Below are 21,970 nucleotides of genomic sequence, written 5' to 3'. Positions count from 1 at the left end.
CTCGCAGTTGGTGGACGCCGACGCTAGGGCCGGTGCGGGTGGCGCGGCGCGCGCCGCGGAGGACAACCGCGGGCGCGCACTCGTACGGACCGTCGCTGGCGGTGCGGCGCCCGGATCGGCTGTCCCGGCGGCTGTCCGGGCGGCTGTCCGGGCGGTGGTCCGGCGGCGGTCCGGCGGTGCTCCGTGGGTGCTCCGTCCGCCGGGCCGGTTGCCCCGGACGCCCTCGGTAAACTGTCCGCATGCGCGTGCATCCGAGGCTCGACGGGCCGGCCGTGGCCGGACCCGTGCCCCACCCCGGCGGACTGCCGCAGGTCGCGGACCTGCTGACCGGGCGCGGTGTCGTGGTGTTGAGCGGCGCGGGGCTGTCGACCGAGTCGGGCATTCCCGACTACCGCGGCGCCACCGGCAGCCTGCGCCGCCACCGCCCCATGACCTACCAGGAGTTCACGGCGAGCGAGGCGGGCCGCCGCAGGTACTGGGCGCGCAGCCACGCGGGCTGGCGCTCCATCGCCAGGGCCGAGCCCAACGCCGGGCACCACGCCGTGCAGGAGCTGCGCCGCAGCGGCCACATCGTCGCGGTGATCACCCAGAACGTGGACGGCCTGCACCGGGCGGCCGGCACCCTCGACACGGTGGAGCTGCACGGCGGCCTCGACCGGGTGCTCTGCCTGGGCTGCGGGCGCCGCAGCACGCGAGAGGAACTCGACCACCGACTGCACGCGCTGAACGGGCCGCTGGGGGAGACGAGCTTCCGGGCCAACCCGGACGGTGACGTCGAGCTCCCGGACGAGCTGGTGGCGGGCTTCCGGATCGCCCCCTGCGAGGCGTGCGGCGGGATCCTCAAGCCGGACGTGGTCTTCTTCGGCGAGAACGTCCCCAAGCCCCGGGTCGAGCGATGCTACGCGCTGGTGGACGGCGCGCGGGCGCTGCTGGTGCTCGGCTCCTCCCTGGCGGTCATGTCCGGACTGCGCTTCGTGCGCCACGCCGCGAAGGCCGGCAAGCCCGTCGTGATCGTGAACCAGGGCGCGACGCGCGGTGACGCCTACGCGACGGCCACCGTCGCGCTGCCCCTGGGCGCGGCGCTGACGGAGCTGGCGCGGCAGTTCGGCTCTGTCTGAGCCCGGGTCTGTCCGAGCCCGGGTTCGGTCCGAGCCCGGGTCTGTCCGAGCCTAGGTCCGTCCGAGCCTGGGTCTGTCCGAGGGGGAGCGGCGCCCACGCCGTGGCCACCCGCCGCGGCGTGTGCCCCGGGTGCGGTGGGGGCGGGCCGGAAGCATCCTGGCGGTAGGGGGCTCGTCGGGGGCCGTGGCTGCCGCGGGGGCAGGCCCCCGGTCCCTGGGTGAGGAGCGTCGAGGATGGTGCTGGACCTCTTCATCATCGGACTGGCGATCACGCTCGGTCCGCTCCACAACACCGCCTTCATCCTGATCCTCACCGCGCGCCGGGGCGTGCGCAAGGGCCTGGCCTTCGTGCTGGCCTGGCTGGCGTGCCTGGTCCTGGTCGTCGCGGCCGTCCTGCTGGGCACCGGAGGTACGCCGCCGCGGTCGCACACCGCGCCGTCGACCGGCGCCGAGGCCCTCAAACTCGCCATCGGCGTCGCGATGATCGGCTACGGCGAGTACCGGCGACGCCGGAGGACCGGGGCCCGGGCCGGGCAGGGGAGCGGGAGCGGGGTCGGGAACGTGGACGGGAGGTCGCGCCGGGCCGCGAGCCTGCTGACACGGCTGCACGACGTCTCCGCCTGGACGGCCGCGGGCTTCGGCGTCCTCCTCCAGCCATGGGGGCTGGTGGCGGCGGGGGCCGCGACGGTGGTCCGCCTGCGGCTCTCCGGCATCGCCTCCTACCTGGCCCTGCTCGGCTTCTGCCTGCTGGCCACCGCGAGCATCCTCGCGATGGAGCTGTACACCGCCTTCGCCCCGCAGGCCGCCGGGCACCGGCTCGACGCGGTGCGCCGGTGGGTCGAGGGCCACACCGATCAGGCGGTCGTGGCGATCTCACTGGTCGCGGGCCTGTGGCTGGTGAGCAAGAGCATCTACCAGCTCGTCAGCTGAACGGACGGCTCCCGCTCGCGGGCCCCGCTCGGCGGGCACTCCCGGCGGCCCCCCGGGCGCTGTGCCTGGTCCCGGGGCGCTGCCCGGTCCGCCGCTCCCAGTACCCCGCTCCCCGCCGTCGCTCCCCGGAAAACCGCTGGCCGCACCCACCACGGTCCTGATGGGATGGGAGCATGAGCCAGCCGCGCGCCGAGGGTGACGGGACCGAGGTCCTCCTGCGGGTCCGCGTCGACGACCTGACGCCCGCCGATCTCCCGGACTGCGCGTGGGCCGGCTCCGCCACGCACCTGGCCTCCGTGGCGGTGGCGTTGGAGCGGGCGGCGGCCGGCGAGGTGGACTACCTGGCTCTCCGCACGGCGGCCGGACTTCCGGTGGCCGTCGGCGGCGTCAACTACCAGGTGATCCCCGGCGCGGGCGTGCTGTGGCAGCTGGGGGTGCACCCGGCGCTGCGCTCCTGCGGGCTGGGCACCCTGCTCATCCGGGTCGCCGAGGAGCGGATCCGCGCGCGGGGGCTGACGCGCGCCGAGCTGAGGGTCGAGGAGAGCAATCCGCGGGCCCGCGCGCTGTACGAGCGGCTCGGCTACACGGCCTATGACCGCCGACCCGACGCCTGGGACGTGCAGGCGGCGGACGGTTCGATCCAGCGGTACGAGACGGTGTGCCGGCTGATGGGCAAGGACCTGTCGTAGCGTCCCCGGTTTCCGCGCCCGGGGTTGGCCATCGGGCGCGGATCCTGCCGCCGCGGACAGCTGCCGCACCGGCGGCCATCTGCGCACGAGTCGCCCGCAGTGCACCGAAGTCGGGCAAGCGCCACCACAACGGCTTTTTCTGAGAAGGACGTCGGCCGTGCCGGCCGACCCGCCTCGCGCACGGCCGCCGACCGCTTCGCGCCGGACCGGTCCGCCACCGGGTTCGGTCGTTCGTGTTCGCGCGAGCATCCATCGCTCATTGTGACGGAGCGTCAGCTCAACTCGGCGCCGTGGAACGGGTCGTCGACCCCCACCGCCGGGGTGTCCCGCGTCGGGCGGGCGCCCTGCGTCGAGGGGCCACACAAGGCGCTGAACTCGTGAAAGTCTTAGAAATGTTGATCTTGACGGTGGTTGATCACCTGTGCCAGAGTCAGCGCGTCGCCCCGGGAAGCAGTAGTCATACCGGCTTCGGGCCGCACATCGACGCCAGATCAACAGGGTTTTCCTCACTGGCTGTCACCGTCGTTCCCGCTGACCGCCGATGCCGTCGGCAGCCCTCTCATACCGGTTCGCCATGCCCCACGGGGGTGGGTCGGCGCCCGGTGGCGCACCATCTCTCGTTCCTCTTCGTCACGTTGTCGCGTCATCACGTCATCACAAGGAACCTCATGGGCAAGATCGCCGTACTCACCAACGACCTGCAGGCCGACGTGGTCCACAAGACCCCCGAGCGCACCTCGGCGATGGCCGAGGCGCAGCCGCGCTTCACCGTCTTCCTCGACGAGATGCGCCGTCGCGGCCACGCCGTCTACCACCTGCAGCTGGTGAACCTGCCGGACGACCCCAACGTGGAGCGCGATCTGGACGGCACGCTCCCGCTGCAGCGCGGTTCGCAGGGGGCGGCCATCCTCGCCGACTTCCTCGCGCCCGGCGACGAGACCGTGGAGAAGAACAAGGACAGCGGCTTCTACGAGACCGAGCTGCACGACCGCCTTCAGGCGGCCGGCATCGACACGGTCCTGGTGACCGGACTGCAGACGCAGATCTGCGTGCAGACCACCGCCGCCGACGCCTTCTTCCGCGGCTACAACGTCTGGGTCCCCTCCGACTGCGTCGTCTCCGGCAACGCCGAGGACCGCGACCGCGCCCTGGAGTGGCTGGGCGGCTACTGCGCCACGGTCGCCGACTCGAAGGAGATCTTCGACGTGCTGGACACCGAGGGCGAGTTGCCCCGCAAGGTCGTCAAGATCCTTCCGTAGCAGGCAGATTCGCCAGCCGCCTCCTCTCCTGTACGTCCTGAAGGAGCTGTAGATGACAAGCCCGGTGACCGACCTCGGCGAGGTCGTTCTCGACCACGGCAGTGGTGCCCAGCTCAGCCACGACCTGGTCTCCCTGATCGTCGAAACACTCGGCGACGTGTACATCGGCGAGATGGAGGACAGCGCCATGCTGCCGATATCCGCCGGACAGATCGCGATGACGACCGACTCGTTCGTCGTCGACCCGCCGTTCTTCGGCAACGGCGACATCGGCAAGATCGCGGTCTGCGGCACCGTCAACGACCTTGCCGTGGTGGGCGCCAGGCCGCTCTACCTGACGCTCGGCATGATCCTGGAGACCGGCCTGCCGATCGCCAAGCTGGTGCGGGTGCTCACCTCGATCCGGGAGACGGCCCGGGAGGCCGGCGTCCAGATCGTCTGCGGCGACACCAAGGTGGTCCGCAAGGGCGAGGCCGACCAGATCTACCTCAACACCGCGGGCGTCGGCGTCTTCGAGCGCGCCCCGCTGCGGATGCGCGACGTGCGGCCCGGTGACCGGGTGATCCTCAGCGGATCGATCGGCAACCACACCGTGCACCTGCTGTCGATCCGCGAGGGGCTCGGCTTCGAGCAGCGCGTGCTGAGCGACTGCGCGCCGCTGAACGGGCTGCTCGACGAGCTGTTCAGTGCCATCGAGCCGGGCGCGGTGCGTTCGGTGCGCGACGTGACCCGCGGCGGCCTGGCGGCGGTGCTGCACGAGTACGCGGCCGCCGGCGGGCACACCATCCGGATCGAACAGGACGCGCTGCCCATCCAGTTCGAGACCGTGATGGCCACCGACATGCTGGGCATCAACGCGATCCACGCCGCCAACGAGGGCTGCGTCGCCCTCTTCGTGGACCCCGCCGCCGAGGAGCAGGTGCTCGCCCTGCTGCGCTCGCACCGCTACGGCGCGGACGCCGTGGTGATCGGCGAGGTCACCGAGGCGCCCGAGGGCATCGTGCTGATGCGCGACGCCGACGGCCGGGACTCCGTGGTGGAGGAGCTCCAGGGCTCCGAACTGCCGCGGCTGTGCTGAGCGGAGGCGGAGCGGCATGAGAACCAGCGAACCGGCGGTCCGCCGGCGGATCCGGGTCACCGGCGTGGTGCAGGGCGTGGGCTTCCGGCCGTTCGTCTACAAGCTCGCCCTCACCCACGAGTTGGCCGGCTGGGTGCTCAACGACCCCGAGGGCGTGCTCACCGAGGTGGCCGGCCCGGCGGAGGCGGTGGAGCGCTTCACCGCGGAGCTGACCACCCTGGCGCCGCCGCAGGCGCGGGTGACCGGCGTCCGGGTCGCGGAGGCGGCGGAACTCACCTACGGCGCGGCGGAGTTGGCCGGCTTCACCATCCGGGAGAGCGTGCACGACGGCCCCAAGGTCACGGTGGTGCCGGCCGACTCCCACGTGTGCGCCGACTGCCTGGGGGAGCTGCGCGACCCCGCGGACCGCCGGTATCGCTACCCGTTCATCAACTGCACCAACTGCGGCCCGCGGTACTCCATCGTCCGCGAGCTGCCCTACGACCGGGCGACCACCACGATGGCCGCCTTCACCATGTGCGCGCCCTGCGAGCGGGAGTACCGCGATCCGCTGGACCGCCGCTACCACGCCCAGCCCAACGCCTGTGCCGACTGTGGGCCGAGGCTGCTGCTGGCCGCTCCCGACGGCGGGCGGTCCGAGGGCGAGGCGGCGCTCGCCGCCGCGGCGGCCGCGCTGCGCGAGGGCCTGATCGTCGCGGTCAAGAGCGTCGGCGGCTTCCACCTGGCGGTGGACGCGCACGACGAGCAGGCCGTGGCCCGGCTGCGCTCGCGCAAGCGGCGCGACTCCAAGCCGTTCGCGGTGCTCGCCCGGGACCTGGCCGCGGCCGAGCGCTTCGTCCATGTCCGCTCCGCGGAAGCCGCGTTGCTGAACTCGCCGGCCCGCCCGATCGTGCTGCTGCGCAAGCGGGCCGGGGCGCTGCCGGAGGCGATCGCCCCGCGCAACCCCAACCTCGGGGTGATGCTGCCCTCGGCCCCCCAGCACCACCTGCTGGTCGACCACGAGGGCCTGGACGCGCTGGTGATGACCAGCGGCAACATCTCCGGCTACCCGATCGTGCACCGCAACGAGGAGGCGCTCGCGCAGCTCTTCGCGGTGGCCGACCTGATCCTCTTCAACGACCGGGACATCGAGACCCGGGTCGACGACTCGCTGGTGCGCTACTCCGAGCACCCCGAGCTGGCCGACCCGCTGGTGAGCTTCCTGCGCCGGGCCCGCGGCTACGCGCCCTACCCCGTCGAACTCGGCTTCGAACTGGCGCCCTTGGTCGCCTACGGCGCCGAGCTCAAGACGACGGTGGCGCTGGCCGCCGGCTCGCGGGTCTACGTCAGCCAGCACATCGGCGACCTGAAGAACGACGAGACCTTCGCCTCGCACCGCGAGACCGTCCAGCACCTGGCGGCCCTGCACGACCTGGCGCCGCGCCACGCGGCCGTGGACCTGCACCCGCAGTTCCGCGCCACCCGCTTCGCCCTCAAGGAGCAGGGCGGCGCCTTCGGCCAGGTGCTGCGGGTGCAGCACCACCACGCGCACATGGCCTCCTGCATGGCCGAGAACCGCCTGACCGGCGAGACCATCGGCGTGGTCTTCGACGGGGCCGGCTACGGCGAGGACGGCACCACCTGGGGCGGCGAGTTCCTGCTCGGCGACTACCGCGAGGTGCGCCGGGCGGCGCACCTGCGGCCGGTGCCGCTGCTGGGCGGCGACCGGGCCGTGCACGAGCCGATCAGGACGGGTCTGGCCCTGGCACTGGACGCGCTGGGCGGCACCGCCGAGGCCGTCGCGGCCTTCCCGGTGCTGGAGCGGCTCGGCGAGCAGCAACTGCACGTCTTCGCCACCATGGCCCGGCGCGGCGTCAACGCTCCGCTCGCCTCCAGCATGGGGCGCCTGTTCGACGGCGTCGCGGCGCTGCTCGCGGTCACCACGCACGCCGAGTACGAGGCGCAGGGCCCGATCGAGCTGGAGGGCCTGCTGGAGCGGGACCTCGCGATGGCGCCGGCCGCGGAGCGCTACCGCTTCGGTGCCGTACCTGGCGAGGGCAGTACGCCGGCTGGGGCTGCCGCACCTGCCGAGGCCGCCACCGAGATCGACCCGCGGCCCGTGGTGCGCGCGCTGGCCGCCGACCTCGCGGCCGGCGTGGAGCCGGCCGTGATCGCCCGCCGGTTCCACTCCGCGGTGGTCGACCTGGTGGTCGAGCGCTGCCAGGCGGTGCGCGCCGAGCGGGGCGCCGGCGCCGGCTCGCAGGTGGTCCTCTCCGGCGGCGTGTTCCTGAACGAGTTCCTGCTGGTCAACTGTCTGGTGGAGCTGCGCAGGGCGGGCTTCGACGCCTACTGCCAGCAGCAGGTGCCGACCAACGACGGCGGCATCGCGCTGGGCCAGATCGCGGTCGCCGACGCTCGGCTGAAGCAGGCCGACCTGTTGGCGCAGGCCGAACGACTGACGCAGACCGACCTGTTGGCGCAGGCCGACCGGCTGAAGCAGGCCGACCGATGACCGGCGCCGGCCCGGGCGGCAGCACCGTCGACGACGAACAGGGCGCGCACATCGTCGTCCTGCACCGCTGGCGCGACCGGCACGCGCGCTACGCGGAGTACCTCGACCACCGGGCGCTGCGGGTCAGTTACGTGACCACCGAGCTGGCGCGCGGCTCGGTGCCGCCCGAGGCGGCCGCCGTCCTGGTGGTCTCCGCCACCGACGCGCAGGCCGAGGTCAGGGGCGCGGTGGCGGAGCTGACCGGCCGACTGGGGCCGGTGCGGCGGCTGGTGGCGCTCAACGAGGGCGACCTCGACACGGCCGCCGCGCTGCGCACCGAACTCGGCCTGCCCGGGCAGCAGACCGCCGACCTGGCGCGCTTCCGGGACAAGCTGGTGATGGTCGCCGCGGCCGACCGGGCCGGCGTGCGGGTGCCCGCCTACGCGGACGCGCCCGACGCCGCCGCGGTGCTCGCCTTCGCCGAGCGGCACGGCTGGCCGGTGGTGCTCAAGCCGCGCCGCGGCACCGCGAGCCGCGGTGTCGTCGTGCTCGACGGCGCCGGGGAACTGGCCCGGCTGCAGGGCGCGTTGGGTGCGGAGCCGCACCTGGTGCAGTCCTTCGTGCCGGCCCCGGTCTTCCACCTGGACGGCCTGTGGACCGGCGAGCGGTTGGGGCCCTGGCGGGCCTCGCGCTACGTCAACAGCTGCCGCGAGTTCACCGAGGGCGCGTTCCTCGGTTCGGTGGAGGTCGACGACGCCGAACTGCTGGCGCCGATCGAGCGGTTCACCACCGAGGTGGCGGCGGCGCTGGGCGACGGCGAGCCCTGGGTGTTCCACCTGGAGGTCTTCGTCAACGCCGGCCCCGACGGTGCGCCGCTGCTCACCTTCCTGGAGGCGGGCGCGCGGGTGGGCGGCGCGGAGATCCCGTTCGTCTGGCGCGAGGTGCACGGCTTCGACCTGATGGCGGCCGCGGTGGACATCCAGTTGGACCGCACGCCCGCCGCTCCGGCGCTGCCGCCGACCCGGACGGCCGGCTGGCTGCTGCTGCCGCTGCCGGTCGCACCGCCGTGCCGGGTGCTGGAGGCCCGGTGCGCGGCCGGCGCCACGGGCGGGGCCACCGGCGGGGCCACGGCGGGCGATGGGCCCTACGCGCGGGTGGTGCCGGTGCCGGGGACCGTGATCCCCAAGGTCGGCGGCTACGAGCACGTCGCCGCCCGGTTCCGGTTCCAGGGCGCCACCGGCCGCGAGGTGGAGGCCGCGATCGTCGAGACCGCGACCAGCTTCCGGGTGCGCTGCGAGGCCCTGCCCGGCTGAACTCCCGACCCAGGTCGGCAGCACGAAGAACGACGAGAGGAAGCGGGGAGCACCCGATGCGCGACAGGAACCGTCTCATAGTGGTGGGCAGCAGGCTGCGGGCCTACCGGGAGTACGCGATGGCCTCGCTGGCCCAGGAGTACGACCTGGCCCTGGTCACGTCCGCCCCGCTGACCTGGGAGGAGCGCCACGTCTCGGCGCACCGCATCGCCGACACCACGGACCCCGCCGCGCTGCGGACCGCCGTCGAGGAACTGCTCGCCGAGGCGGCCGACGCCGGGGTCAGCGCCGGGATCTACACCTGGGACGAGCTCTCGCTGATCGCCACCGCCGAGGTGGCAGGGCAGTTGGGCCTGCCGCACCTGTCCGCCGCGGCGGCGGCCGCCTGCCGCGACAAGGCCACCACCCGCGCCCTGCTGGACCGCGCAGGCCTGCCCGCCGTGCGGCACCGCCTGGTGCACACCGCCGAGCAGGCCGCCGAGGCGGCCGCCGAGGTCGGCTACCCGGTGGTGCTCAAGCCGCGCGCGCTGGCCGGCAGCATGGGTGTCACGGTGGTGCGCTCGGCCGCCGAACTGGCGCTGCGCTACCCGCGGGTGGCCGCCACCGAGCTGCCGGGGCTGCGGGTCGCCGCCGGCGTGCTGGTGGAGGAGTACCTCGACGGGCCCGAGATCAGCATCGACAGCTGGGTCTTCGAGGGCGAGGCCGAGCCGGTCTTCGTCGCCCGCAAGCGGCTGGGCTTCGACCCGGGCTTCGAGGAGGTCGGCCACCTGGTGGGTCCCTGGCGCCACGAGCCGTGGGCAGGCCCGGTCGAGGAGCTGGTCAAGGCCGCGCACCGGGCGCTGGGCATCGAGCTGGGCGTGACCCACACCGAGATCCGGCTGACCGACCGCGGGCCGCGGCTGATCGAGCTCAACGGCCGCCTCGGCGGCGACCTGATCCCGCACGTCGGCGCCCTGGGCAGTGGGTTCGACCTGCCGCTGGCCGCCGCCGCGCTCGCCTTCGGCGCCCGGCCCGAGCCGCGCCCGGCCCAGGACCGGTGGGCCGAGGTGCGCTTCCTCTACCCGCCGCATGACGGGGTGCTGGAGCGCCTGGAGTTGGGCGCGGCCGCCGAGGTCCCCGGCATCGCCGAGGTGGTGCCACTGGCCGGGCCCGGTACCGAGCTGCTGCTGCCGCCCAAGGCGCTCACCCCGCGCACCGCCGCCCTGATCGCGGTGGCCGACTCCCCGGCCGCCTGCACCACCGCACTGGACGCCGCCGAGGCGCAGGTCCTGCCGGTGCTGGCCGGCTCGCCGCTGCGGGGGCTCGGCGCGCTGCTGGAGAACCCGGTCACCCGCCGCTACCTGGCGCTGGACCGGGGCCTGGGGAGCATGACCGTGCCCGGGGTGCGCAACGACTGGATCCGCTACGGCGCGGGCGGCGGTCAGTCGCTCAACCGCCCGGTGCTGCTGGCCACCGCCGACCGGCTGCGCCTGGAGGCGGACCTCAACGGGCTCTTCGAGCTGCTCACCACCATCCCCGACCGGCTCTTCTCGGGCGACCGGCGGGCCTTCGCCAAGGCCGTCGGCATGACGCCCACCCAGATCGACCTGGTGATGCGCGGGGCCGGTGCCACGATGCCCGCGATGTCCCGCGCCGACATGTACCGCGAGCCGGCCGGCTTCAAGCTCATGGAACTCAACACCGGTAGCTCACTGGGTGGTTGGCAGATGGGCGAGTTCGCCCGCACGGTCCGCGAGGACCGCGCCTTCCGGGCCTTCGCCGACGCCGAGCACCTGGTCCACCCGGACCCGATCGCCCGGATCGCCGAGGTGCTGCGCGCCGGTGCGGCCGCCGCCGGCTTCGAGCTGCCCGCCCGCCCGGTGCTGGCCCTGACCGAGTGGCCCGACGGCTACGAGAAGACCAAGCCCTGGCTGGACTTCGTGGTCCCCGACTGGCTGCGCAACGGCTTCGACACCGTGGTCTGCTCGCTCGCCGAGTTCGACTACCGCGACGGCGTCCCGTACGTCCACGGGCGCAAGGTGGACGTGGTCTACCGGATCTTCCTGCCCGGCGAGATGGCCGACGAGCAGCGCAGCCACGACCTGGTCGACCCGCTGCTGGACGCCGTCGAGCGCGGCCACACCTACCTGTTCGCCGGGCTCGACTGCGAGCTGTACGGCAACAAGGGCAGCCTGGCGATGCTCAGCGACGAGCGCAACCGCGCGGCCTTCGGCGCCGAGGAGCACGCGCTGATCGAGCGGATCCTGCCGTGGACCCGCTTCCTGCGCGCGGAGCGGGCCGAGCGCCGGGGCGAGCAGGTCGACGTGCTCGACTACGCGTTGGCGCACAAGGACGGCCTGGCGCTCAAGCCCACCCTGCTCTACGGCGGGGTGGGGGTCGTCCCCGGCTGGACGGTCGGGCAGCAGGAGTGGGAGGCGCACGTCCGCGGCGCCGTCGACGGGCCGTTCGTGGTCCAGGAGCGGGTGCTGCCGGTCGCCGAGCGGTTCGTCAGCGACAGCGGCCAGGGCTTCGAGCAGATGGTGGTCGCCTACGGCGTGCTGATGGTCGGCTCGTCCTACGCGGGCATGCTGGTGCGCGGGACGCCGGACCCCGAGGTGGGCATCGTCAGCATGTCCAACGGCGCCCAGATCGGCTGCTGCTTCCACGTCGAGGAGCCCAGCGGGGGAGCGGCATGAGCCGTGGCCGCCCCGCCGGGGCCCGCCGCTGGGGCCTGCGCCGCTCGGGTTCCCGCTCCACCGGTCCTCGCTTCACCGGCCTGTGGCGCGAGCGCGACTTCCTCAAGCTCTGGGCGGGGGAGTCCGTCTCACTGATGGGCGCCCAGGTCACCCAGCTGGCCCTGCCGCTCGCGGCGGTCTACCAACTGCACGCCAGCTCGACCCAGTTGGGACTGCTCAACGCGGCGAACTACGCGCCGTTCCTGGGCGCGACGCTCTTCATCGGCGTCTGGGTGGACCGCCGCCGGCGCCGACCGCTGATGATCTCCGCCAACCTGGGCCGCGCCCTGCTGGTGGCCGGCGTGCCGCTGTGCGCCGCGCTCGGCGTGCTGCACATCGGCTACCTCTACCTGGCGAGCCTGGCGATCGGCACCCTGACGGTGCTCTTCGACATCTCCTACCAGTCCTACCTGCCCTCGCTGGTCGACCGCGAGCACCTGGTCGAGGGCAACAGCAAGCTCTCGGTGAGCAGTTCGATCGCGCAGGTCGGCGGGCCCGGACTGGCCGGCCTGCTGATCGGCTGGATCACCGCCCCGCTGGCGCTGCTCGTCAACTGCGGCACCTACCTGGTCTCGGTCGCCGGGCTGGCCGCGATCCGGCGCCCGGAGCCCGAGCCGGCCCGGCCCGAGGTGCCGCTCTCCACCGCGCGCAGCATCAGCGAGGGGCTGCGGGTGGTCTTCGGCAACGCCTCCATCCGCGCCATCGCGCTGGAGGCCGGAACCTACAACCTGTGCTGGATGTCGCTGCAGACGGTCTTCGTGCTCTACGCGGCCCGCCGGCTCGACATGAGTCCGGGCACCATCGGGCTGGTGCTGGGCATCGGCGCGCTGGGCTCGCTGGTCGGCGCGGTGGGGGCGGGCCGGCTCAAGGAACGGCTCGGCCTGGGTCGGGCGATCATGCTGGAGCTGGTGCTCTGCTGCTGCGCTCCGGTGCTGGTGCCGCTCGCGCCCGGCCGGGGTGTGCTGTCGTACGCGCTGTACGTCGCCGCCTTCGCGCTGTGCGGCCTGGGCTCGACCATGTCGACCATTCACGTGGTGAGCCTGCGTCAGGTGATCACGCCCGACCACCTGCTCGGGCGGGTCAACGCCGGCTGCCGGTTCGTCGCCTGGGGGCCGCTGCCGCTGGGTGCGCTGCTCGGCGGCACGCTGGGCGACGCCGTCGGCCTGCGGACCACGCTCTTCCTCACCGCCGCCGGGTTCGTCCTGGCGCTGCTCTGGGTGGCCTTCTCGCCGGTGCCGCGATTGAAGGACTTCCCGACCGACTTGCCGCACCAGCTTGCTGCTGCCGAGGCGGAGGCCGTCGCGCGGGGGTGAGCCCGATCTCGTCACCTGTGATCGTTCATCGCCACATGGTCGACCGTCCAACGGATGACGGCTGGCGGATAGCGGCTGTCAGGTATCGGATGACAGATTTCGTCATCTGTCATCTGTCATCCGCCGGCCGTCGGACACCATCGCGACCCGCCTGACCGCCCGCCCGTCCCCGCCCGTCCCCCCGTCCCCGCCCGTCACCCCGTCACCCCGTCACCCCGTTCCCGCCAAAGCCCCCTCCCGCCCCAAGCCCCGCTAGGAGAGCACTCGTGAGCACGACCGCGCCCGGCCCGCTGTACCAGCCCGCCGGAACCCCCGCCGGCCTGGAGAGCGTGCGCAGCCTGGTCAACACCGCCCTGGACGTCCTGCGGGAGGTCTCCGCGGCCCGGCTCGGCCCGGTCGCCCCGGGTGGCCCGGAGGGTGCCAGGACCGCGGCGCGCCACGCGCTCGCCGCACCGCTGCTGCCCGAGCACGGCGGCGAGGGCGCCGAGGTCCTGGCCGACCTCGTGCGCTCCTACGCCCAGTGGTCGGTCGACATCACCCACCCGGCCGCGCTGGCCCGGATGCAGCCCCCGCCCACCGATGTGGCCGCCGCCGCCGAGCTGGTCGGCGCGATCCTCAACCAGTCCCTGCACGCCTGGGAGAGCGGGCCGTTCGCGCTGGAGCTGGACCGCTGGGTGATCGCGCAGCTCGCCGAACTGGTCGGCTACGACAGCGAGGAGGCCGGTGGCACGCTCACCTCCGGCGGCAGCGTCTCGAACCTGATGGCCATGACGATGGCCCGCGACACCACGATCGCCGACAAGCTCGGCCGGCACGCCTTCCAGGAGGGCCTGCTGAGCCTGGGCGTGCAGCCCGTGGTGCTCTGCCCGCAGGGCGTCCACTTCTCCATCGAGCGGGCCGTGCGGCTGCTCGGCATCGGCGAGGCGAACATCGTCACCGTGCCGATCGACAAGCACGGGCGGATGATCCCCGAGGAGGCCGACCGGATCCTCACCGAGCTGCCCGAGGGCCAACTGGCCGTCGCCCTGGTCGCGGTGGCCGGCTCGACCGACCTCGGCATCGTCGACCCGCTGCCCGAACTGGCCGCCATCGCCCGCCGGCACGGTGTCTGGCTGCACGCCGACGCCGCCTACGGGGCCGGCGCGCTCTTCTCGCCCCGGCTGCGCCCGATGCTCGCGGGTCTGGAGCTGGCCGACTCCGTCACCATGGACCTGCACAAGTTCGGCTGGACCCCCGCCTCCTCCGCCGCGCTGCTGGTGCGCCGCGCCGAGACCATGCTCTCCTTCGGCCTGCAGCCCACCACCTGCCTCAGTGCCGACGACGACACCTGCGCGGGCTACATCGGTTCGCAGAACACCTCGCTGCAGACCACCCGCCGGGTCGACGCGCTGAAGATCGCGGTCTCCATGCGCACCCTGGGCCGGGAGGCGGTGGCCGCGATGGTGGACACCTGCCACGACCTGGCCAAGCACGCCGCCGCCCGGATCGCGGCCGAACCGCGCCTGGAGCTGGGCACCGAACCGCCGCTCACCGCCGTACTCTTCCGCTACCTGCCGACCGGCTCGCTGGACGCCGACGCCTTCAACGGCGCGCTGCGGCGCCGGGTGATGGAGCAGGGCTCGGCCCTGCTGGCCCGCACCCACATCCCGCACGAGGACGGCGGCAGCCGGGTCTTCCTCAAGCTGATGCTGCTCAACCCGGAGACCACCACCGGGCAGCTCGACGCGATCCTCGACGACCTGCTCGCCCTGGCCGCCGAGCTGGCCGCCGAGCTGGCCACCGAGCTGGCCGCCGAGCTGGCCACCGAGCCGGCAGCCGACCCGGAAGCTGCGTCGGCAGCCGAGTCGGCAGCCGAACCGGCAGCCGCGGCGACCGGCGCCTGAGCCGCGCGGCGCAACCGACCACACCGGGGAGAGAGATCGGCGATGCCTGAGGTGCACCACCCGCCCGCGCCACCGAGCCGCGCCCTCGCGGACGACCCCGTCCGCGAATCCATGCGGCGGCTGCCCGGCCTGTTCGCGCTGCCGTTGACGCTGCTGACCGGCCGTCCGCACGCCGGCCAGCGGCGGACCGGTTACACGCCGACCTGGCACCTGGTGAACGCCCTGCTGTCCATGACCGCGGGACTGGCCACCGGCGCGCTCGCGCTGACAGCCGGCGCCCGGCCGCCGCTGCTCCTACTGCCGCTGGGCTGGGCGCTGACCCTGCACGGCGCCCGGAACCTGCGGATGATGATCTACCACCAGTGCGCCCACCTGAACATGTGGGGGCGGCGCGGGCGCGACGTCGCCCTGGGCAAGGCCATCGCGGCGCTGCTGATGATCCAGGACTTCGGCCGCTACAGCGCCGAGCACGTCAGCGACCACCACGCCCTGCACCACATGACGCTGCGCGACCCCACCGTGCAGGCCTTCCTGGTGAGCCTGGAGCTGCGCCCCGGCATGACCCGCCGTCAGATGTGGCGGCGGATGCTGGGCAAGACCGTCTCCCCGCTCTTCCACGCCCGCTTCACGGCCGCCCGCGTCCGCTCCTACTTCCACGCGGCCGAGCCGGCCTGGCGGGCCGGCACCGCGGCCGCCCTGGTGCTGGTGACCGCGCTGGCGACCTGGCTGCACCTGTGGCTCTTCGTGCTGCTGGCCTGGGTGTTCCCGATGACCCTGCTCTACCAGGTCAGCAACACCCTGCGGCTCTGCGTGAAGCACACCTTCCCCGCGCCCGACCAGGAGGTGCGGCGGGGCAAGGAGTACTTCGCGAGCCTGACCAACGCCATCTTCCTGGGCGAGAGCGCGCCGCCGCCCGGTCTGCCGCCGGTGCGGCGGGCCGCGGCCTGGGCGCGCTGGTGGAGCCGGATGCTGCTGGTCCACTTCCCGGCGCGCTACCTGGTGCTCACCGGCGACACGGTGGTGCACGACTTCCACCACCGGGCCCCGATGAGCCGGGACTGGGCCAACTACCTCTTCGCCCGCGAGGAGGACCACCGCGGCGGCCACCGCGGCTGGCCCGCGTACCACCACGTCTGGGGCCTGGTCGCGGCCATCGACCTGGTCTTCGACTCGCTGCGCGCCGCCGACCCGGCGGTGTACCACCCCGACCGGCTGGCCCAGGTCAACCACCGCGAGCTCTTCGCGGCCTTCGAGGACTGAGACCCCCCGCCCGCACCACCCTCCCACCCCCCCCGCCCGCACCACCCTCCCACCCCCCCCGCCCGCACCACCCCCACCAGCCCACCCACCGAAAGCGAGAGGGCGCCCATGAACCCGCTGCCCGCACGGAGCGGCCGCCTGGTCATCCTGGGCGTGGCCGAGAGCGACTCGCACGCCGTCGCCAACCACCTGATCGCCATGCACCTGCGGGAGCACGGCTTCACCGTGGTGAACCTCGGCGTGTGCACGCCGCTGGCCGACTTCGCCGACGCGCACCAGCGCCACCCCGGCGCCGAGGCGGTGCTGATCGGCAGCCTCAACGGCCACGCCCACCAGGACCTGCGCGCGCTGCCCGAGCTGCGTGCCGCCGGCCGCCTGCGCTGCCCGGTGATCGTCGGCGGCAACCTCTCGGTCGGCAGCCGCAAGAGCGAGGCCGACCGGCGGCGGCTGCTCGACCTCGGCGTCGACCACCTGCTGCCCGACGCCGACGCGCTGCTGCCCCTGCTCGACACGCTGCACGCCGCCAAGGTGGCCGAGCTCCAGCATGGTTGATCTGCACGGACTCGAACTCGACCCGCTGGTGGCGGCCGAACTGCCGCCCTGGGACGACATCCTGGGCCACCTCGCGGCTCGGCCGCTGCCCGCCGTGGCGGTGCTGCGCGCCGCGGCCGGCGAGGGCCGGCCGGTGGTCCAGCCGCGCTGCGGGGTCGGCGGTCAGCGCGAGATGCTGGCGCTGCTGGGCGAGTTGGAGCCGGCCGGCCCCGGCATCCTCTCGGTGACGATCGACTCGCACACCCGGCTGCGCCGCTTCGACACCGCCACCGAGCTGCTGCGCCGCCGCCCCGCCGACCTGAACGGCTACCCGCTGGTCTCGCACGGCTGGCAGCGCGGGCGCGAGCTCACCGAGGCGGTCACCGTGCCGCTGGAGGTGCGGCACGGCTCACCGGACGGGCGCGACCTGTTCGCCGTGGCGCTGGCCGCCGGCATCACCTCCTACGAGGGCGGCGGCATCGGCTACAACCTGCCGTACTCCAAGGACGTCCCGCTGGCCCGCTCGCTGCGCGCCTGGCAGCAGGTGGACGCGCTCTGCGGGGTGCTCGCCACGGCCGGCGTGGTCATCGACCGCGAGCTGTTCGGCACCCTGACCGCGGTGCTGATGCCGCCCTCGATCAGCCTGGCGGTCACCGTCCTGGAGGCCGTGGCCGCCGCCCGCGAGGGGGTGCGCTGCCTCTCCGTGGCGTACCCGCAGGGCGGCGAGCTCCACCAGGACGTGGCCGCCCTGCGGGCGGTGCGCACGCTGGCCGCCCGCTACCTGGACCCCGCCGTCGAGGTCTTCCCGGTGCTGCACGAGTTCATGGGCGTCTTCCCGCGCACCCCCGAGTACGCCAACCTGCTGATCCTCCAGGGCGGTCTGCTGGCCCGGCTGGGCGGGGCGGCCAAGGTGGTCAGCAAGACAGGGCAGGAGGCCTACGGCATCCCGGACGCCGCGGCGAACGCCGCCGGGATCCGGGCCGCGGCCCTGGGCGCCTCGGAGCTGCTCGACTTCGTGCGGATCGACGAGTCCCGGGTGGCCGAGGAGCAGCACTGGATCGAGCGGGAGGTCGCGGAACTCGTCGAGCCGGTGCTCGCGCACGGCGAGCTGCTGCCCGCGATCGAGGCGGCCTTCGCCGCCGGGCGCCTGGACATCCCGTTCAGCGCCAGCATCCACGCACGCTCCCAGGTGGTGCCGCGTCGCGACCGCACGGGCGCCATCCGCTACGCCGACCGCGGTGCGCTGCCGTTCTCCCGCCCGGTGCTCGCGCGGCACGCCGCGCTGCTGCGCGAGGTGGACGGCGACCGGCCGCGCTCGCTGATCGAGGCGGCCACCGCGGACATCCACTACTTCCTGGAAAAAGAGAGCCAGTCCCTGACCCGCGCGCCCTACCGCACGCGCTCCGACACCCCATCGAGGTTCTGATGACGACCGATCAGCCGACGACCGATCACCTGCCCGCTCCGCAGCCCGACTTCACCCCGGACCCGGTGGAGGGACAGCGGGTGTTCGCCGAGGACCGCGCGCACCTGTTCCACTCCTGGGCCGCCCAGGGCGCGGTGAACCCCATCCCGGTGGCGGGCGCCGCGGGCCGCCACTTCTGGGACTACGAGGGCAAGCGCTACCTCGACTTCTCCTCCCAGTTCATCAACCTGAACATCGGCCACGCCCACCCCAAGGTGGTCGCCGCGATCAAGGAGCAGGCCGACCGGATCTGCATGATCGCCTCCACCTTCGCCAACGACAAGCGCGGCGAGGCGGCCCGTCTGATCGCCGAGCTGGCCCCCGGCGACCTGAACCACGTCTTCTTCACCAACGGCGGCGCCGACGCCAACGAGCACGCCGTGCGGATGGCCCGGATGCACACCGGGCGGCCCAAGGTGCTCTCCACCTACCGCTCCTACCACGGCGGCACCTCGACCGCGATCAGCCTCACCGGCGACCCGCGCCGCTGGGCCAACGAGCGCTCCGGCAGCGCCTCCGGCAACGTCGCCCACTTCTTCGGGCCCTACCTCTACCGCTCGCACTTCCACGCCACCACCGAGGCCGAGGAGTCCGCCCGCGCGCTGGCCCACCTGGAGCAGGTGATCGCCTTCGAGGGCCCCTCGACCATCGCCGCCATCCTGCTGGAGACGATCGTGGGCACCGCCGGCATCCTGGTGCCGCCGCCCGGCTACCTCGCGGGCGTGCGCGCGCTCTGCGACAAGTACGGCATCGTCTTCATCGCCGACGAGGTGATGTCCGGCTTCGGGCGGGCCGGCGAGTGGTTCGCCGTCGACCACTGGGGCGTCACCCCCGACCTGATCACCTTCGCCAAGGGCGTCAACTCCGGCTACGTGCCGCTGGGCGGCGTGGTCATCTCGGACCCGATCCTCGAAACCTTCCGCGAGGTGGCCTACCCCGGCGGGCTCACCTACTCCGGGCACCCGCTCGCCTGCGCCGCCGCGGTGGCCACCATCACCGCGATGAAGGAGGAGGGCATCGTCGAGAACGCCGCCCGGATCGGCGAGGACGTGATCGGTCCCGGCCTGCGCGAGATCGCCGAGCGCCACCCCTCGGTCGGCGAGGTCCGCGGCCTGGGCGTCTTCTGGGCGGTGGAGTTGGTGCGCGACCGGGAGAGCCGCGAGATGCTCGTGCCCTACGCGGCCGCCGGCGCCGAGACCCGGCCGGTGGACGAGGTGGTGGCCGCCTGCAAGGAGCGCGGCATGTGGCCGGTGTACAACTACAACCGCATCCACGTCGTGCCGCCGTGCAACATCACCGACGACGAGGCCCGCCAGGGACTGGAGATCCTCGACGAGGCGCTGGCGGCCGCCGACCGGCACGTCGACTGACCACCACCTCGCCCCGACGCCCCGGCAGCCCGACGCCCCGGCAGCCCGCCGCCCCGGCAGCCCGCCGCCCCGGCAGCCCGACGCCCCGACGCCCCGACCCGCGGCTCCTGATGATGCCGCGTCGGGCCGTCGGGGCGTCCGCCGTCGGCGGGGGACTGTGCTGGTCCCCGGGCGGGAGTGTGGAGGAACGGGGGTGGGAGTGGCATCATCAGGGCCCGTGACTGCCTCCATAACCACGCGCACCTGCCCCGACTGCGGTGCGGCGTTCGACTCGGACCCCCGGTTCACCGAGTGGTGTCCGTCCTGTGAGTGGAACCTGGGCACCGAGCCGCCCGAGAGCCCCCGCACGGCGCGCCGCCGCGCGCGGGAGCGGGCACTGGCCGAGCGGAGCCACGCGCGGTCGGCCGCCAAGGCCGCGAACAGCGGGCGGTGGAGCGCCAGGGAGGTGGCGGCGTCGGCGCTGGCCGCACTGGTCCACCTGGTGACCCTGGCGGTCGTGGCCTGCTCGGTCTGGCTGCTGCTGACCGGCAACCTGCTCTTCATCCTGCTCGGGGTGACCGGCCTGGGCCTGGCGTACCTGCTGCGCCCGCGGCTCGGCGGCGGGCGGCGGCCCGACGACGCGGAGGAGGTGTCCCGCGAGGCGGCCCCGCAGCTGTACGCGCTGACCGACCGGATCGCCGGGGAGCTGGGCGTGCGCCGGGCGGACCGGATCCGGGTGCAGTCCGGCTACCGCACCGGGTACGCCCGGCTGGGGGTGCGTCAGGAGGTCGAACTCACCATCGGCATGGCGCTCTGGACGGTGCTCACCCCCCAGGAGCGGATCGCCCTGCTGGGCCAGGAGTTGGCCCACGGCGGCAACCGGGACCCGCGCCGTGGCCTGTGGCTGCGGCTCGCGCTCGACACCCTGGACGCCTGGTACGGCCTGCTGATGCCGGGCCACGGCGACGAGTTGAGGTCGGCCCAGTTCGACGACCTGCGCCAGTACGACGCGGTGCCCGCCGGCGGTGTGATGCGGCAGGTCAACGCCACCGCGCAGAAGGCGATGCTCGAAGGCCTCACCGTCCGGGTACTGCTGCTCTGCGCCCAGCCCGTGCGGCTGGCCCGGTCGGTGCTGCGCCGGCTGACCCTGTCGGGCAGCCAGGAGGCCGAGTTCAGGGCGGACGACCTGGCCGCCCGGGCCGGCTCCTCCAGGGCTACCGTGGCGATGCTCGACATGCTCTTCCTGGACGAGAGCGCCACCGCCTACCTGCGCCAGCAGCGGGCTTTGGTCGGCCACGGCAGGGCGGCCCGCCCGGCCGACCTGGCGGAGGCACTCTGGAGCGGCCTGGCCGGATACCTGGACACCGTGCCGGACATCGAGCGCGAGCGCCGGCGCCGACTGGCCGCTCGGCGCGCGGTGGCCGTCGACGCCTGGCACCCGCCGACCCACCTGCGGCTCCAGCTGCAGGCCGGGCGCCCCGAGCAGCCGGCGGCGGTGGCCGCCGACGCGGTCGACTGGCCCGCCGTCCACGCCGAGTTGGAGGACGCCCGCTGGCGCACCGCGATCCTGCTGCTGGGGATCTGACGATCCGCGCCCGCGCCCGGAGGGCGGCCGCCGCCCACCCCATCGGGTGAACCACCGTGTGCCTGAGCGGATTCGCGGCGCCGGTCGGCGATGGTTGCGGCAACCGGGCGCGGCCGGCGCCGGGTGCGATGGGGTGAGGTGAGGAAGCCGTGGAGTTCCTGGTCGACATGGTGACCAGCGTTCCGCAGGGCACGTCCGAGCAGGCGGTCGCCGAGATCCGGACCCGGGAGGCGGCGCGGGCAGGGGAGTTGGCCGCCGAGGGCAGCCTGCTTCGGCTGTGGCGCCCGCCGCTGGCCCCCGGTGAGTGGCGCACCTGGGGCCTGTTCCGCGCCGAGGACGCCGAGCAACTGGAGCGGGTGCTCGCCTCGATGCCGCTGCGCGTGTGGCGGCACGACACCGTGACGCCGCTCTCCCCGCATCCGAGTGACCCGGGCAGCTCGGAGGGCTCGGGCAGCTCGGGCGGCTCGGGCGGCTCGGGCAGCGCGGGCGGCTCGGGCAGCGCGGGCGGCGCGCACGGGTCGGGCGCGGCGCGCGGGGAGGCGCCCCGATGAGCGGCCCGGCGCCGAGCGAGGAAGCCGTCCTGCGCGAGGTGCTCGACCGGTGGCGCGCGGCCGTGGACGCGCACGAACCCCGGCGCGTCGCCGCCCTCTTCACCGAGGACGCCATCTTCCAGGGCCTGCACCCGTACAGCGTCGGCCGCCAGGGCGTCGCTGACTACTACGCCTCCCAGCCGGCGGGGATGACGGCCGCGTACCGCGTCCTGGAGACCAGGCGGCCGGCCGAGGACCTGGTGCTCGGCTACCTGGCCGTCGACTTCTCCTTCACCGACCGGCCCGTGCTCGGCGTCCTCCTGAGCGTCCTGCTGAAGCGGACCGGCGATGGCTGGCGGATCGGCCTCTACCAGGTCTCCCGGCTGGAGTGAGCCCGATCACCGGGTGCGGATCCGCGAGCTCGACCCGGGACAGCGCGAGCCGCTGGGCCTGCGCGCTGTCGGGTGCGGGGGCGAGCACCGG

Annotated in this window: 17 protein-coding genes; all 17 read left to right on the top strand. The window is 73.9% G+C overall.

Annotation, left to right across the window (positions count from 1 at the left end; all coding sequences use genetic code 11):
• Positions 1-239 precede the first annotated feature (239 nt).
• The 17 genes from OG455_RS00775 (at position 240) to OG455_RS00695 (ending at position 21,879) form a co-directional block, all read left to right on the top strand.
• Positions 240-1,118 carry an NAD-dependent protein deacetylase gene (locus OG455_RS00775; RefSeq protein WP_266289046.1) on the top strand — a complete coding sequence of 293 codons (879 nt, stop codon included), beginning with the start codon at positions 240-242 and terminating at the stop codon, positions 1,116-1,118.
• A gap of 234 nt (positions 1,119-1,352) precedes the next feature.
• Positions 1,353-2,048 carry a GAP family protein gene (locus tag OG455_RS00770; protein WP_266289044.1) on the top strand — a complete coding sequence of 232 codons (696 nt, stop codon included), beginning with the start codon at positions 1,353-1,355 and terminating at the stop codon, positions 2,046-2,048.
• A 173-nt stretch (positions 2,049-2,221) separates the two neighbouring features.
• The gene (locus OG455_RS00765; RefSeq protein ID WP_266289042.1) at positions 2,222-2,737 is read left to right on the top strand and encodes a GNAT family N-acetyltransferase; all 516 of its coding nucleotides are present in this window, start codon (positions 2,222-2,224) and stop codon (positions 2,735-2,737) included.
• A gap of 668 nt (positions 2,738-3,405) precedes the next feature.
• Positions 3,406-3,996, top strand: a complete 591-nt coding sequence (locus tag OG455_RS00760) for a cysteine hydrolase family protein (protein ID WP_266289040.1) — start codon at positions 3,406-3,408, stop codon at positions 3,994-3,996.
• A 52-nt stretch (positions 3,997-4,048) separates the two neighbouring features.
• Positions 4,049-5,074, top strand: a complete 1,026-nt coding sequence (gene hypE, locus OG455_RS00755) for a hydrogenase expression/formation protein HypE (RefSeq protein WP_266289038.1) — start codon at positions 4,049-4,051, stop codon at positions 5,072-5,074.
• A gap of 16 nt (positions 5,075-5,090) precedes the next feature.
• Complete coding sequence (hypF, locus tag OG455_RS00750; protein WP_266289036.1) at positions 5,091-7,565, top strand: carbamoyltransferase HypF; 2,475 nt, start codon at positions 5,091-5,093, stop codon at positions 7,563-7,565.
• The gene (locus OG455_RS00745) at positions 7,562-8,857 is read left to right on the top strand and encodes an acetyl-CoA carboxylase biotin carboxylase subunit family protein (protein WP_266289034.1); all 1,296 of its coding nucleotides are present in this window, start codon (positions 7,562-7,564) and stop codon (positions 8,855-8,857) included. The genes hypF and OG455_RS00745 overlap by 4 nt, the downstream gene beginning before the upstream one ends.
• A gap of 56 nt (positions 8,858-8,913) precedes the next feature.
• The gene (locus OG455_RS00740; RefSeq protein WP_266289032.1) at positions 8,914-11,532 is read left to right on the top strand and encodes an ATP-grasp domain-containing protein; all 2,619 of its coding nucleotides are present in this window, start codon (positions 8,914-8,916) and stop codon (positions 11,530-11,532) included.
• Positions 11,529-12,884 carry an MFS transporter gene (locus tag OG455_RS00735; RefSeq protein WP_266289030.1) on the top strand — a complete coding sequence of 452 codons (1,356 nt, stop codon included), beginning with the start codon at positions 11,529-11,531 and terminating at the stop codon, positions 12,882-12,884. The genes OG455_RS00740 and OG455_RS00735 overlap by 4 nt, the downstream gene beginning before the upstream one ends.
• Positions 12,885-13,150: 266 nt before the next feature.
• Positions 13,151-14,767: an aminotransferase class V-fold PLP-dependent enzyme gene (locus OG455_RS00730; RefSeq protein WP_266289028.1), complete on the top strand. Its 1,617-nt coding sequence runs from the start codon at positions 13,151-13,153 to the stop codon at positions 14,765-14,767.
• A gap of 42 nt (positions 14,768-14,809) precedes the next feature.
• A complete protein-coding gene (locus tag OG455_RS00725) occupies positions 14,810-16,027 on the top strand; it encodes a fatty acid desaturase (RefSeq protein ID WP_266289026.1) in 1,218 nt (405 codons plus the stop codon).
• A 108-nt stretch (positions 16,028-16,135) separates the two neighbouring features.
• Entirely contained in the window at positions 16,136-16,579 is a 444-nt protein-coding gene (locus OG455_RS00720; RefSeq protein ID WP_266289025.1) for a cobalamin-dependent protein, read from the top strand.
• The gene (locus OG455_RS00715; RefSeq protein WP_266289024.1) at positions 16,572-17,984 is read left to right on the top strand and encodes a methylaspartate mutase; all 1,413 of its coding nucleotides are present in this window, start codon (positions 16,572-16,574) and stop codon (positions 17,982-17,984) included. The genes OG455_RS00720 and OG455_RS00715 overlap by 8 nt, the downstream gene beginning before the upstream one ends.
• Positions 17,984-19,393, top strand: a complete 1,410-nt coding sequence (locus tag OG455_RS00710; RefSeq protein WP_266289023.1) for an aspartate aminotransferase family protein — start codon at positions 17,984-17,986, stop codon at positions 19,391-19,393. The genes OG455_RS00715 and OG455_RS00710 overlap by 1 nt, the downstream gene beginning before the upstream one ends.
• A 217-nt stretch (positions 19,394-19,610) precedes the next feature.
• Positions 19,611-20,957, top strand: coding sequence for a M48 family metallopeptidase (locus OG455_RS00705; protein ID WP_266289022.1), 1,347 nt, complete (start codon positions 19,611-19,613; stop codon positions 20,955-20,957).
• 149 nt (positions 20,958-21,106) lie between these two features.
• The gene (locus OG455_RS00700) at positions 21,107-21,508 is read left to right on the top strand and encodes a muconolactone Delta-isomerase family protein (RefSeq protein WP_323185369.1); all 402 of its coding nucleotides are present in this window, start codon (positions 21,107-21,109) and stop codon (positions 21,506-21,508) included.
• Positions 21,505-21,879 carry a DUF4440 domain-containing protein gene (locus OG455_RS00695; protein ID WP_266289021.1) on the top strand — a complete coding sequence of 125 codons (375 nt, stop codon included), beginning with the start codon at positions 21,505-21,507 and terminating at the stop codon, positions 21,877-21,879. The genes OG455_RS00700 and OG455_RS00695 overlap by 4 nt, the downstream gene beginning before the upstream one ends.
• Positions 21,880-21,970 lie beyond the last annotated feature (91 nt).

This window comes from Kitasatospora sp. NBC_01287, from assembly GCF_026340565.1.
Taxonomy (GTDB): domain Bacteria; phylum Actinomycetota; class Actinomycetes; order Streptomycetales; family Streptomycetaceae; genus Kitasatospora.
Note: the sequence above shows the minus strand (reverse complement) of the source record. Positions and strands in the feature narration are given on the sequence as shown.